This window comes from Xanthomonas sp. DAR 80977 (genome assembly GCF_041240605.1).
GTDB lineage: Bacteria > Pseudomonadota > Gammaproteobacteria > Xanthomonadales > Xanthomonadaceae > Xanthomonas_A > Xanthomonas_A bundabergensis.
This window is the reverse complement of the sequence record NZ_CP162487.1, coordinates 92188-104838: the sequence shown is the minus strand read 5'-3', so window position 1 is coordinate 104838 and position 12651 is coordinate 92188. Positions and strand designations below refer to the sequence as shown.

General features: G+C 69.7%; 11 protein-coding genes. 2 read left to right on the top strand and 9 right to left on the bottom strand.

Annotated features, from left to right (window positions below):
* Positions 1 to 299: 299 nt before the first annotated feature.
* Positions 300 to 1328 (top strand): patatin-like phospholipase family protein, encoded by a 1029-nt coding sequence (locus AB3X10_RS00500; protein WP_369978127.1) that lies wholly within the window; start codon positions 300 to 302, stop codon positions 1326 to 1328.
* Between the two features lie 160 nt (positions 1329 to 1488).
* Here AB3X10_RS00500 and AB3X10_RS00495 read toward each other — a convergent pair whose 3' ends face one another.
* Together AB3X10_RS00495 and AB3X10_RS00490 are read right to left on the bottom strand one after the other, a co-directional pair.
* Entirely contained in the window at positions 1489 to 3684 is a 2196-nt protein-coding gene (locus AB3X10_RS00495) for a TonB-dependent siderophore receptor (RefSeq protein ID WP_369978125.1), read from the bottom strand.
* A 250-nt stretch (positions 3685 to 3934) separates the two neighbouring features.
* Positions 3935 to 4414, bottom strand: coding sequence for an Lrp/AsnC family transcriptional regulator (locus AB3X10_RS00490; RefSeq protein ID WP_369978123.1), 480 nt, complete (start codon positions 4412 to 4414; stop codon positions 3935 to 3937).
* A 127-nt stretch (positions 4415 to 4541) separates the two neighbouring features.
* Between AB3X10_RS00490 and phhA the strand changes: the two genes are divergently transcribed.
* Entirely contained in the window at positions 4542 to 5432 is an 891-nt protein-coding gene (phhA, locus tag AB3X10_RS00485; RefSeq protein WP_369978122.1) for a phenylalanine 4-monooxygenase, read from the top strand.
* A 48-nt stretch (positions 5433 to 5480) separates the two neighbouring features.
* Here the strand turns inward: phhA and AB3X10_RS00480 are convergent, their stop codons facing one another.
* The 7 genes from AB3X10_RS00480 to AB3X10_RS00450 all read right to left on the bottom strand — a co-directional run bounded on the left by AB3X10_RS00480 (position 5481) and on the right by AB3X10_RS00450 (position 12613).
* A complete protein-coding gene (locus AB3X10_RS00480) occupies positions 5481 to 5831 on the bottom strand; it encodes a hypothetical protein (RefSeq protein ID WP_369978120.1) in 351 nt (116 codons plus the stop codon).
* Positions 5832 to 6048: 217 nt separating this feature from the next.
* Positions 6049 to 7227, bottom strand: a complete 1179-nt coding sequence (locus AB3X10_RS00475) for a serine hydrolase domain-containing protein (RefSeq protein ID WP_369978118.1) — start codon at positions 7225 to 7227, stop codon at positions 6049 to 6051.
* Between the two features lie 158 nt (positions 7228 to 7385).
* Positions 7386 to 8522, bottom strand: coding sequence for a GDSL-type esterase/lipase family protein (locus AB3X10_RS00470; protein WP_369978116.1), 1137 nt, complete (start codon positions 8520 to 8522; stop codon positions 7386 to 7388).
* A 146-nt stretch (positions 8523 to 8668) separates the two neighbouring features.
* Positions 8669 to 9325, bottom strand: coding sequence for an RpiB/LacA/LacB family sugar-phosphate isomerase (locus tag AB3X10_RS00465; protein WP_369978114.1), 657 nt, complete (start codon positions 9323 to 9325; stop codon positions 8669 to 8671).
* A 190-nt stretch (positions 9326 to 9515) separates the two neighbouring features.
* Entirely contained in the window at positions 9516 to 10271 is a 756-nt protein-coding gene (gene kduD / locus AB3X10_RS00460) for a 2-dehydro-3-deoxy-D-gluconate 5-dehydrogenase KduD (protein WP_309919824.1), read from the bottom strand.
* Positions 10272 to 10335: 64 nt separating this feature from the next.
* The gene (gene kduI, locus AB3X10_RS00455) at positions 10336 to 11190 is read right to left on the bottom strand and encodes a 5-dehydro-4-deoxy-D-glucuronate isomerase (RefSeq protein ID WP_369978111.1); all 855 of its coding nucleotides are present in this window, start codon (positions 11188 to 11190) and stop codon (positions 10336 to 10338) included.
* Between the two features lie 364 nt (positions 11191 to 11554).
* Positions 11555 to 12613 (bottom strand): LacI family DNA-binding transcriptional regulator, encoded by a 1059-nt coding sequence (locus tag AB3X10_RS00450; protein WP_369978108.1) that lies wholly within the window; start codon positions 12611 to 12613, stop codon positions 11555 to 11557.
* Positions 12614 to 12651: the final 38 nt, after the last annotated feature.

Sequence of the window (12651 nt, the reverse complement as noted above, 5' to 3'; positions counted from 1 at the left end):
ACGGACGCAGGGAACAGCCGCAGCCCGCCTTGGCCCCTCTCCCCTCGGGAGAGGGGTTGGGGTGAGGGTCCGTCGCGACGCGTCCCGCAGAACTGGAAGCAAGGCGCCGCACCGCCCGCTGCATCCACGACCAGATTGCGCAAGCCGCGTGGCTCCCCCGCACACGGCGGCGTGGCGTTCGCCAGCCGCGGTGCGCCGCGCCGGCGCAGGCCACTGCATGACCTCCGGTCGTGGGCGGTGCAGGCCGATCCCGGTATGCTCGCGCCGGCTCCGCCCTCTCCTTCCTCGACGCCGCACCCATGACCGCCTTCCGTTCCCCGCGCCTGCTCCTGTCCCTGTTCCTGTTCGGCCTGCTCGCGGCATGCGGCGGCGAGCCCAAGCCGGCGCCGCCGGCACCGGTGGTGGTGGGCCCGGCGCCGACCGCCGCGGCCAAGCCGCTGCGCATCGGCATCGCCCTGGGCGGCGGCGCGGCCAAGGGCTTCGCCCATATCGGCGTGATCAAGATGCTGCAAGCCAACGGGCTGGAGCCGGTGGTGGTGTCCGGCACCAGCGCCGGCAGCGTGGTCGGCGCGCTGTACGCCAGCGGCATGGACGCGTTCCAGATGCAGCAGGCCGCGGTGGCGCTGGACGAGAGCAGCATCCGCGACATGCGCCTGTTCTCCGGCGGCCTGGTGCAGGGCCAGGCGCTGCAGGACTACGTCAACGCGCAGCTCAAGAACCGCCCGATCGAGAAGCTCGGCAAGCCCTTCGCCGCGGTGTCCACGCGCCTGGAAGATGGCGAGCGCACCGTGTTCGTGCGCGGCAACGCCGGCCAGGCAGTGCGCGCCTCGAGCAGCATCCCCGGCGTGTTCGAACCGGTGACCATCGGCAAGTTCCACTACGTCGACGGCGGCGTGGTCAGCCCGGTGCCGGTGGACGCCGCGCGCCAGCTCGGCGCCGACTTCGTGGTCGCGGTGGACATCTCCAGCAAGGCCAGCGGCAAGAACCCGGCCGGCATGCTCGGCATCGTCAACCAGTCGATCGCGATCATGGGCCAGCGCCTGGGCCAGCAGGAATTGGCGCGCGCCGACATCGTGATCCGGCCCAAGGTCAACGACATCGGCGCCGCCGATTTCGCCCAGCGCAACGCCGCCATCCTGGAAGGCGAGAAGGCCGCGCTGGCGGCGATGCCGCAGATCAAGGCCAAGCTGGCGCAGCTGCAGCAACAGCGCGCGGCGGCCGCCGCGGCCGCGGCCAAGGCCGCGCAACCGGCGCCGCCGCCGTGCGAGCCGCGCTCGCGCCTGGGCCGCCTGATCGGCCGCGACGATCCGTGCAAGAAGCAGGAGTGAGCTAGCCCCTCTCCCACCGGGAGAGGGGTTGGGGTGAGGGTAAGGCGCGAGGCATCTCGCGGAGTTTGGGGTGCACGAGGCTTACGCCCGTCCCCTCATCCGCCCCTTCGGGGCACCTTCTCCCGCAGAGAGAAGGGAACCGCCGCCGCCGTGCCGATCCTCAGTAACGCCAGCGCAGGGTGAAGCTGACGAAACGCGGCTCGCCGTAGTTCTGGTAATCCAGATTCGCCCAGTACTTCTTGTCCAGCGCATTGCGTACCGCCAGCGTCGCGGTCCACTGCGCGCTCAGCTGGTAGTTCGCGTTGAGGTGCACCAGCGTGTACGCGTCCTGCACCACGGTGACCGCGGTCTCGGCGCCGCTGCCGCCGCCGACCGGGCGCGGGATGTTGTAGCCGCGCACCGCGCTCTGCCAGCTGAGCCCGCCGCCGATGCTCAGGCGCTGCCAGGCGCCCGGCAGGCGCACCTGGGTGGACAGCTGCAGGTAGTCCTCCGGCAGGTTGGCGTAGATCGCGTCGGTGGGCGCGCGGGTGACCTTGGCGCGGGTGTAGCCGGCGTTGAGCGTCCAGCCCGGGCGCAGCTCGCCATTGAAGTCCAGTTCCCAGCCGCGGCTCTTGGTGCCGTCGACGCCGATGTAGGCCGAACTGCCGTCGGGCAGCGAGGCCTCCGGCTGGCTCATGTCGCGCACCGCGTAGTTGTCCTGCCGCGCCTCGAACAATGCGGCGCCGAGCAGCGCGCGGCCGCCGAACAGCGTGGCCTTGAGGCCCGCTTCGCGGTTGGACCCCTGCACCGGCGCCAGCAGGTTGTTGTCCTTGTCCTTGTAGTTCTGCGGATTGAAGATCTCGGTGTAGCTGGCGTAGGCGGAGATGTCCGGGGTGAGCGTGTAGACCAGGCCGACGTATGGCGTCACTTCGTCGCTGACCCGGTAGCGCCCGCTGGTGCCGGTGTAGACGCCGCTGGCGTTGAAGTTGTGCGTGCGCGTCGTCCACGAACTCAGCCGCGCGCCGGCGATCAGCGACAGCGGCTCGGCCAGGCGCAGGCGGGTGGATGCGTACACGCCGCGCTGGGTGGTGCGGGCCACGCGCGAGGCGCCGGTGCGCGCGTAGGTGATCTCGGAAATGTCGCCGTCCCAGTCGTAGACGTTGGGGATGTAATAGCAGCGCTCGCGCCCGCAGGTGGCCCAGTCGCCGGGATAGCGCAGCGCCAGGGTGGAGGTGGTCGACTGCAGGTCCTGCCAGCTGCCGCCGACGACCAGATCGTGGTCGCGGCCGAACAGCGGGAACGTGCCGGACAGGTACACGTCCGCGCCGTCGCGCCTGTCCGCGGTCTCGCCGGCGGCGGCGCGCAGGTAGATGCCGCTGCCGTCGCGCGTGTCCGGGTAGCCGCTGCCGTACACGCGCAGGTTGCGCACGTCGCCCTCGGTGCGGGCGACGTTGACCTTCAGCAACCAGTCCTCGCCGAAGCGTTGCTCCAGGTTGGCGAAGGCGGTATGCGTGTCGCGCTTCCAGTACGCCCACTTCGGCGCCAGGTTGGTCGAGCTGGGCAGGTCGGCGAAGGAGCCATCGGCGGCGAAGTACGGCACCGTGCCCCAGGTCGAGCCGACCGGGTCGTTGTCCTGGCGCTGGTAGCCGACGGTCACCGTGGTGGACTCGGTCAGGTCGCCTTCCAGCACCGCCATGCCCGACATCTTCTGCTCGCGGTAGTGGTCGTAGTAGTAGTCGCGGTCCTGCCAGGCGGCGACGAAGCGGCTGCGGAAGCGGCCATCGTCGCTGAGCGGCGCGGTCACGTCGGCCTGGGTGCGGCGGAAGTCCCAGCTGCCGGCGGTGGCCGCGAACGACGCATCGAAGGTCTTGCCGGGGCGCTTGCGCAGCATGTTGACCGTGGCCGAGGGAATGCCCGCGCCGCTGAGCAGGCCGTTGGCGCCGCGGATCACCTCGACGCGGTCGTAGAAGACCATGTCGTATTCCTGGTTGGTGGAGCCGCTGTAGGTGGGCAGGCCGTCGACCTGGAAATCGGTGATCTGGAAGCCGCGCGCGAAGTACAGCGGGCGCTGCGTGTCGTAGAAGGACACGTTGACGCCGGTGACGTTGCGCATCACGTCGTTGATGCTGAACAGCGATTCCTCTTCCAGCCGCTGCAGCCCGAGCACGCTGACCGACTGCGGTGTCTCCTGCAGCGTCAGCGGCAGCCGCGTGGTGGTCGACGGCTGCGCGCGCGAGGGGCTGCCGCTGACCTCGACCTTGTCCAGCGTGGTGGGCTGACTGGCGTCGGCCTCGGCGGCGCGCAGCGGCACGGCGGCAGCGGACAGGACGGACAGCAGGGCGAGGTGCAGCAGGTGGCGCGGAACGGAGCGGGTCATGGAATCGGCGTCGTCGTTGGGCGGCGGCACCAGCGCTGGCGCGCCACCGGGAGGGGGAGGGGAAACGAACGGGCGCAGACGGGCTCCACGGCACGGATATCCGGCATGGCTGGCCCAGGGTCGGGGCTGGCGGGATCGAGCGGGAGGCGCTGGGCCGGTTGCGGCCGTCGCGGACGCAAATGTAAATCGTTAGCAACAACTTAACAAGCGCTGTCACACTTCGACACGGATCGCCGCCGCCCGGACGGGCTCAGCCGCGCGGCAGCGGCAGGCCGGCGAAGTCCTTGACCGTGCGCAGCACGAAGCTGGAATTGACGTCGGCCACGCCGGCGGCATTGAGCAGCTTGTCCAGCAGGAACGCGGAGAAGTGGGTCAGGTCGCGCACGTAGACGTGCAACAGGTAGTCCATGTCGCCGGTCAGCGCATGGCAGGCGACCACTTCGTCCCAGCCCTGCACGCTGTCGGCGAAATGGGCGATGCCGCTCTGTCCATGCTTTTCCAGCTGCACGCGCACGAAGGCCTGCAGGCCCAGGCCGATCGCGCCGGGCACCAGCCGCGCCGCGTAGCCGGCGACCACGCCCTCGGCCTCCAGCCGCTGCACCCGGCGCAGGCAGGCCGACGGCGACAGGTTCACCTGCGCGGCCAACTCGGCGTTGCTGGCGCGGCCCTGCCGCTGCAGCAGGGCCAGCAGGCGCAGGTCGGTGCGGTCGAACAGGGCCGATTCGGTCATTTATTGCTCTGCAACATTGATTCGACGCAACGATCTTGCGCCCAGCGGCCGGAATCGCGCAACTTCGCAAGCCCATTGCGTGGCTTGGCGCCTACCATCGTGGTCATTCCCCTCCGGAGCGCCGACCATGGACACCGCACCGCGCCGCGTCGAACACCAGCAGACCGACAAGGGCTATGTGCCGGTCTACACCACCGCCGTGGTCGCGCAGCCGTGGGACAGCTACAGCGCCGACGACCATGCCACCTGGGGCACCCTGTACCGGCGCCAGCGCGAACTGCTGGTCGGCCGCGCCTGCGACGAATTCCTGCAGGCGCAGGACGCGATGGGCATGAACCCGCAGGCGATCCCGCGCTTCGAGCAGCTCAACGAGGTGCTGGGCGCGGCCACCGGCTGGACCCTGGTCGGGGTCGAAGGCCTGCTGCCGGAGCTGGATTTCTTCGACCACCTGGCCAACCGCCGCTTCCCGGTGACCTGGTGGATCCGCCGCCCCGAGCAGATCGACTACATCGCCGAACCAGACCTGTTCCACGACCTGTTCGGCCACGTGCCGCTGCTGATGAACCCGCTGTTCGCCGACTACATGCAGGCCTACGGACGCGGCGGGGTGAAGGCGCACGGCATCGGCCCGGAGGCGCTGCAGAACCTCACCCGCCTGTACTGGTACACGGTGGAATTCGGGTTGATCGCCAGCGCCGATGGCCTGCGCATCTTCGGCGCCGGCATCGTCTCGTCCAAGGGCGAATCGCTGTACGCGCTGGAATCGGCCGCGCCCAACCGCATCGGCTTCGACCTGGCGCGGATCATGCGCACCCGCTACCGCATCGACAGCTACCAGAAGACCTACTTCGTCATCGACAGCTTCGAGCAGTTGATGCAGGCGACGGCGCCGGACTTCACCCCGCTCTACGCGCAGCTGGCCGGCCAGGAGCACGTCGCCGCCGGCGACGTGCGGGCCGGGGACCGCGTGTACCAGCGCGGCAGCGGCGAGGGCTGGAGCCGCGACGGCGACGTGTGATGTCGCAGCGGGCAGCGCAGCCGGGGCGTGCGCTGCCGACGTGCGGGCTCAGTCGTCGCCCAGGACCGCGATGCCGGTGACGCTGGCCGGTTTCCGGTTGCAGCCGTTCAAGTAGGTGTAGACGGCGGCATCGGTCAGTTCGCGCCCATTGATCGGCGGCGTGGTCAGCGCGAACGGCCCCGACGCGGTCCCGGGCAGCGGCGCATTGACCACGCTGCGCGCCGGAACGCAGGCCAGGATGTAGTTCCTCAGCGTCGCCACCGATGGCCGCGCGCCGGGGCCGTCGAATGCGAATTCGAGATTCCAGGCGCTGTTGGCCCGTGCTTGCGGGGCGAGCACCAGGCCCTGCACCAGCAGGCAGGCGGCATAGAAGGACGTGCGGCGGATGGACGTGTTCATGGCGTTTTCCTGTTGTCGGCAAAGGGGCGCTGCGCGGATGCAGCCGCGGTGCGGCCGCGGTGCGCGGCGACTGCGACACTAGGCGCCGACCGCGCCCCTGCCACTCGGCCAGACCCTGAGATCGTGCGGCGCAGACGCCGATGCCTGCCGCGGCCGGTCCCGTCTTCGCGGTGCCGCGTTGGCCGCGACGCCATGTACGGCGGCGACATGCGCGCGCTCAGCGCCGTTGCGTGCGCTCGTGCTCCAGCGTCAGCGCGCGCGCCCACAGCGCCTCGATGATCGCGGTGTACACGGACATCTGTTCGTCGCCCAGCGACGTGTTGGTGAACACGATCACCCCGATCCGCTTGTCCAGATCGCTCAGCATCTCCGTCTTCACCCCGGGATCGGATCCGCCGTGGCCGATGCGGGTCACGTCGAACTTGGTCGACCAGAAGATGCCGGAGTTCTTCTCGTCCAGCGCCACGTTGTCCGGCTTGTTGGCCGCGGTGTACTGGAAGCGCAGCATCTCCCGCACCGAGCGCCGCTGCAGGATCCGCGCGCCATCGTAGGCGCCGTCGTTGAGCAGGGCGAGGAAGAACCGGGACAGGTCCGCCACCGAGGTGCGCACGCCGCCGTCCGGATAGGTGGTGCCGCCGTACAGCGGGATCGGGATCGATAGCCCGTTCTGCGCGACATACAAGCGTGCGTGGCGCTGTTCTGGCACGTCGGACAGGAACCAGGCCGTGTTGCGCATGCCCAGCGGCGCGAAGATGTGTTGCCGGGTGTAGACGTCGAGCCGTTCGCCGACCGCGCGCTCGACGATGTAGCCCGCCAGCCCGGCGCCGATGTTGGAGTATTCGCGGTGCGTGCCCGGCCTGGCCTGCACGAAGTTGTCCTGCGCATAGCGTGGCCGGCCCGGGGTGAAGTAGTCCGTCAGGAAGCTCGCCAGCGACTCCGGCGAATCGCCGCCGTAGTGATAGGTGCGCTCGTAGACCGCCCAACGATCGGCGATCGAGGAGGTGTGGGTGGCGAGTTGCCTGAGCGTGATCGGCACATCCGGAAACGACGGGTTGCGCACCTCGAACGGCAGGTAGGTGTTGATGTCCGCATCCAGCGACAGCTTGCCGTCCTGCACCGCGCGCATCAGCGCCGCGCCGGTGACGGTCTTGCTGATCGAGCCGATGTTCATCACCGTGTCCGGCGTGAATGCGATCGCGCGCTCGCGATCGGCGAAGCCATAGCCTTTCGTCCACAGCAGGCGCTTGTCGACGATGATCGCCGCGCCGACGCCGACCATGCCGCCCTCGCGCATCCGCTGCTCGATGACCCGGTCCAGTCGTTCGGCGGCCATCGGCGCCGGGTCCTGTTCGCCGGCTGCGGCCTGGCCACACAGCAGCCCGAGCACCATCGCCATCGCTGCCGCCCTCCTTCTAGCCTTGCGCATCGTCCCGATCCTTCCGCCACGCGGGTCGTGACGCCGGACCGGATGTTAGGGGGCGGCATCGCCGCTGCGCCACCGCGCTGCGACGAAGCGGGCCAATGGCGCGACGAAACCGCCGCGGCGCGCGCGATTCAGGGCTGCGGCGCGGCCGGATACGCCACCATCACCACCAGGTCGTCCTCGCCCACCTGCTGCAGCGCGTGCGTGCTGCCCGGCCGAATCAGCAGCGCATGGCCGGGGCCGACCGCGTATTGCGTGCCGTCCAGCGCGTACAGGCCGTGCCCGCTGACGATGTAGTAGATCTCGTCCTTGTCGTGCAGGTGCAGGCCGATGCCGGCGCCCTTGTGCAGCACGCGCTTGCGCAGCACGAATGCCAATCCCTGCGCATCGGCGAAGAACGGATAGGCGGTGGTCTGGCCGGGGCCGCCGTGCGGGCCGGGTTGCGTTCGGGCGAGGTCGCGCTCCTGCATCACCAGCGCCGTCGACGGTGTCGCTTGCGTCGCCGGGGCATGCGGCGCCGGCACGGCGGCGCCCGCCGGCATGCCGCAGTCGATGTCGCGGCGCAGCTGCGTCTGCAGCGCCGGCTGCAGCGCCGCCCAGTCGCGCACCACCAGGCAGGCCACCGCGGCCGCGCCGGCGTGGCTGAAATGGGTACCGTCGGCCTTGCCCTGTTCCGGCACGAACAGGAAGTACGGCCTGGCCGCCTGTTCGCCCAGCGCGCGGATCCAGGCGCTGCTGCTGGCGTTGAGATCGATCAGCGGCACCTGCTGCTCGGCGGCCAGGCGCTGCACCGCCTGGGTGTAGAGCCCATGCGTGTCGAGCAGCGAGCCGAAGTCGTAGAGCAGGCGCGCGGCCGGGGTGAGCAGGATCGGCGTGGCGCCCTTGTCGCGGGCCAGCGCCACGTAGCGCGACAGGAATTGCGGGTAGGCCTGCTGCGGATCGTCGTAGCGGCTGGGGTCTTCGACCTTGGCGTCGTTGTGGCCGAACTGGATCAGCAGCACGTCGCCGCGGCGCAGGTCCCTGGCGATCGCGTCGAGGCGGCCTTCGGCGATGAAGCTGCGCGCGCTGCGCCCGCCCTTGGCGTGGTTGCGCACCTGCCAGGCGGCCGGATCCAGGTAGCTCTGCAGCGCCTGGCCCCAACCAGCCTGCGGCGCGCGCTCGGGGCCGTAGTCGGCGGCGGTGGAGTCGCCGGCGATGAACACGCGTTGCGGCTCGGCGCAGGCGATTCCTGCGCCGAGCGACAGCAATACGGACAAGAGCAGGCGCATGCTGGGCTCCGGTGCGGTGTCCGCGCTTGCGCCGCCACCGCTGTCACGGCGGGCGGGGCGAGGCGACAGGAAAGCGCGGTGCGGGTTGGTCGAACCGTTAGGCCCTCACCCCAACCCCTCTCCCGCGGGAAAGGGGCTCGATGCGGTCAGGCCGCCGCGGCTTCGGGCTTGCCCAGCACGCCGGCGACGAAGGCGCGGATCTGCGCATCCTGCGCGTTGTCGAAGAAGCACTGCTGGAAGCGCTCGCCGCCGACCGCCTGCTTGACCAGCTCCGGATCCAGCGCGCGCAGGCCGTCCAGGTAGGACTTGGCGGTTGCCTGCTTGACCTGCGCCAGGATGCCGGCATTGGCCTGCTGCGATTCGCGGCGCTCGGCCGGATAGCCCATGCCGCGCTCGCCGCTGAAGGCCTTCTCGAAGATGTAGCGCACGTTGATCTCCGCGCCCCAGCCGTAGCCCTTGGCGAAGGCCAGCGCCAGCGCGTTGCCGTTGTTGACCTGGGCGAACAGGTAGGCGTCGGTCGGCTCGATGCAGTAGCCGCAGAACACGCCCGGGTAGGCGTTGAGCGACATCATCGCGCCCTGGCCGGTGCCGCAGCCGGCGACGACGAAATCCACCGCCTTGGAATTCAGCAGCAGGCTGGCGACGATGCCCAGGTGGATGTAGGTCAGGCGATGGTCGTTGTCGCCGTCCATGCCGACGTTGAACACGCTGTGGCCCTGCTCGCCGGCCACGTCGTTGAGCTGCTGCAGGATCGCCGGGTTCTTGCCGGCCTGGCTGAACTCATTCATCAGTGCGATTTTCATGGGTGTCTCCGATTGCGGGGGAAAGGGTGTTGGGTGTGATCGATGCGGTGCGTGTGGTGCCGACCTTCATTTGCATCTGGTTGGTGTGCGTGCGGGCCGACCCTCATCCGCCCTGCGGGCACCTTCCCCCGCAAAGGGGGCCATGGTCCCGATGGGAAAAGTGCCGCTTCTGCAGCCAACACGTGCGGTGTCAGCGCGCCAGCCAGCCGCCGTCGACCGGGATGATGGTGCCGTTGACGTAGTCCGAGGCGCTGCTGGCCAGGAACACCGCGGTGCCGCCCAGGTCTTCCGGCACGCCCCAGCGCCCGGCCGGGATGCGTTCCAGGATCGACTGGTTGCGCGCCGCGTCGGCACGCAGCTGCGCAGTGTTGTCGGTGGCCATGTAGCCGGGCGCGATGGCGTTGATGTTCAGGCCCTTGGCGCCCCACTCGTTGGCCAGCAGGCGGGTGATGCCGGCGATGCCGGACTTGCTGGCGGTGTAGGAGGGCACGCGGATGCCGCCCTGGAACGACAGCATCGAGGCGATGTTGATGATCTTGCCGCTGCCCTGCGCGATGAAGTGGCGGCCGGCGGCCTGCGACATGAAGAACGCGGACTTGATGTTGACGTTCATCACGTCGTCCCAGTCCTGCTCGCTGAAGTCCACCGCATCGGCGCGGCGGATCAGCCCGGCGTTGTTGACCAGGATGTCGAGGCGGCCGAGCCCGGCCAGGGTCTCGTCGAGCACGCGCTGCACCGGCTCGATGCTGATCAGGTTGGCCTCGATGGCGACGAAGCGGCGGCCCAGCGCCTTGACCTTTTCTTCGGTCTCGGTCGGCGCCTGGATGCCGGCGGCGGCGATGTCGGCGCCGGCCTGCGCCAGCGCCAGGGCGATGCCCTGGCCCAGGCCGGTATTGGCGCCGGTGACCAGTGCGACCTTGCCTTCGAGACTGAACGGGTTCGTCATTGCGGGTGCTCCCTAGGATGCTGCGGATACGGTGGGGGGCGGCGCGCATGGCGCGCGCGGCGGCTTACTTGAGCTGGCAGATGTCCAGCACGTGCATGTCGGTGTAGTCCAGGTTCTCGCCGCCCATCGCCCAGATGAAGGCGTAGTTGCTGGTGCCGGCGCCCATGTGGATCGACCACGGCGGCGACACCACCGCCTCGTCGTTGCGGATCACGATGTGGCGCTGCGCCTCGGGTTCGCCCATGAAGTGGTAGACGCGGTCGTTGGCGCCGAGGTCGAAGTAGAAGTACACCTCGCTGCGGCGGTCGTGCAGGTGCGGCGGCATGGTGTTCCAGACGCTGCCCGGCTTGAGCACGGTCAGCCCCAGCAGCAGCTGCGAGGACTGGCAGGTGGCCGGCACGATGTACTGGTAGATGGTGCGCTCGTTGCTGGTTTCCAGCGCGCCGCGCTCCAGCGCCACCGCGTCCTTGATCGACAGCTGCTTGGTCTGGAAGCGCGCATGCGCCGGGGTCGAGGCCAGGTAGAACCGCGCCGGGTTGGCCGCATCGTCGGAAGCGAAGCTGACGTCGCTGCTGCCCATGGCCACGTACAGCCCGTCCTTCGGCCCCAGCGTGTAGGCGGTGCCGTCCACGGTCACCGTGCCGCTGCCGGCGCCGACGTTGATCACGCCCAGCTCGCGGCGCTCCAGGAACGGGTGGCCGGCGGCGGAGGCCGGCTCGGTCTGCTGCGGCAGCGCCACCGGCTTGCTCACCGGCGCGGCGCCGCCGAGCACGAAGCGCTCGTAGTGGGTGTACTTCAGCGTGACCGCGTCGTCGGCGAACAGGCCGTCGAGCAGGTAGAGGTCGCGCAGCTGGTCGTTGCTGGCGCCCTTGATGGCATCGGGATGGGTGGCGTAGTGGGTCTTGCAGTACAGGGACATGGGGATCTCCGGGGCAAGCAGGGACACGCGGCAGCCCGCATGAGGGCATTCTAGCGACTCTGGTAAACCGGTGTCATTGCGCAGTGCACGAAAGGCTGGGATTCGGGATTGGGGATTCGGGGCCAGCGGCGGAGAGTTTGGAAGCGCAATCGGCGCCGCGCGCCGCTGGCACTGCAGGACACGGCGATGTATCGGGCAGGCGGATCTTCTTGGACGGTTGCCGCATCCCGTCTGGAGCAAAGCCCCCTTTGGTAAAGGGGGCGCGCCGAAGGCGCGGGGATTCGGCAGGCTCGGCGCCGGGGCCCAAGGTTCTGCAAAGCAGAACCTTGGGGGCAACTGCCCGCGCAGCGGACAGTTGCCGCGCTCAGTCTTCCGGCGGCTGGCAGGAGTCGCGCACGATCAGGTGCGGGCGGACGCTGGCGATCGCCAGTGCCGGGGTGCCTTCGGGCTGGATCAGCATCGCCGCGGCGGTGCGGCCGGTGTCGCGGGTGTGGCGGCGCACCGAGGTCAGCGACGGCCACAGGCGCGAGGCCAGCGGGCTGTCGTCGTAGCCGATGATCGACAGCTGGCGCGGGATGTTGATGCCGGCGCGCAGCGCGACCTTGTACACGCCGGCCGCCATCTCGTCGTTGCCGGTGAAGATCGCGCTCGGGCGCTGCTTGCCGAGCAGCAGTTTCTCGGCCGCGGCCACGCCGGATTCGAAGGTGTAGCCGGCCTCGACGATGCGCTCCGGCGGCAGTTCGATGCCGCGCCGGGTCAGCGCGTCGATGAAGCCGGCGGTGCGCTCGTGCGCGGAGCGGTAGGCGCTGGGACCGGTGATCAACGCGATCTCGCGGTGGCCCAGCGACAGCAGGTAGTCGGCGGCCTCGGCGGCGCCGTCGCGGTCGTGGGTGACCACCATCTGCGAGGTGTCGTCCAGCGGCAGCGAGGCGATGCGGGTGTAGCGCACGCCGATGCCGGCGAGCATGTCCGCCAGCGCCTGGTCTTCGGAGGCGCGCGGCACCAGGATCACCCCGTGCAGCTTCTGCTGCTGCACGAACCGGCGCACGCCCTCGATGTAGCCGGGGCTGCGGCTGTCGCAGGGGTGCACCACCAGTTCGAAGCTGGAGCCGCGCAGCGCGTCCAGCGCGCCGTACTGCATGTCCACGATGTACTGCGCGGTCGGGTTGTCGTAGACCATGCCGATCAGGAACGAACGCCGGAACGCCAGCCCGCGCGCCAGCGGGTCCGGCGCGTAGCCGACCTCGCGCATCAGCGCCTCGACCTTCTCGCGGGTGTCTTTGCGCACCAGCGGCGAGTTGTTGATGATCCGCGAGACGGTCTTCTTCGACACCCCGGACAGGCGCGCGATGTCGTTGATCGTCGCCGCCTTGCCGTGGACGGAGGCGGAGACATCGGCGGAAGTGGGTTTGCTCGGCGCCATGGACGGAAAACCGGACGGAAGAGGTCGGATTCTACCGG

Excerpts from the sequence above, each read along its gene's own strand:
- AB3X10_RS00500 (WP_369978127.1), top strand. The coding sequence starts at position 300 with ATGACCGCCTTCCGTTCCCCGCGCCTGCTCCTGTCCCTGTTCCTGTTC.
- AB3X10_RS00495 (WP_369978125.1), bottom strand. The coding sequence starts at position 3,684 with ATGACCCGCTCCGTTCCGCGCCACCTGCTGCACCTCGCCCTGCTGTCC.
- AB3X10_RS00490 (WP_369978123.1), bottom strand. The coding sequence starts at position 4,414 with ATGACCGAATCGGCCCTGTTCGACCGCACCGACCTGCGCCTGCTGGCC.
- phhA (WP_369978122.1), top strand. The coding sequence starts at position 4,542 with ATGGACACCGCACCGCGCCGCGTCGAACACCAGCAGACCGACAAGGGC.
- AB3X10_RS00480 (WP_369978120.1), bottom strand. The coding sequence starts at position 5,831 with ATGAACACGTCCATCCGCCGCACGTCCTTCTATGCCGCCTGCCTGCTG.
- AB3X10_RS00475 (WP_369978118.1), bottom strand. The coding sequence starts at position 7,227 with ATGGCGATGGTGCTCGGGCTGCTGTGTGGCCAGGCCGCAGCCGGCGAA.
- AB3X10_RS00470 (WP_369978116.1), bottom strand. The coding sequence starts at position 8,522 with ATGCGCCTGCTCTTGTCCGTATTGCTGTCGCTCGGCGCAGGAATCGCC.
- AB3X10_RS00465 (WP_369978114.1), bottom strand. The coding sequence starts at position 9,325 with ATGAAAATCGCACTGATGAATGAGTTCAGCCAGGCCGGCAAGAACCCG.
- kduD (WP_309919824.1), bottom strand. The coding sequence starts at position 10,271 with ATGACGAACCCGTTCAGTCTCGAAGGCAAGGTCGCACTGGTCACCGGC.
- kduI (WP_369978111.1), bottom strand. The coding sequence starts at position 11,190 with ATGTCCCTGTACTGCAAGACCCACTACGCCACCCATCCCGATGCCATC.
- AB3X10_RS00450 (WP_369978108.1), bottom strand. The coding sequence starts at position 12,613 with ATGGCGCCGAGCAAACCCACTTCCGCCGATGTCTCCGCCTCCGTCCAC.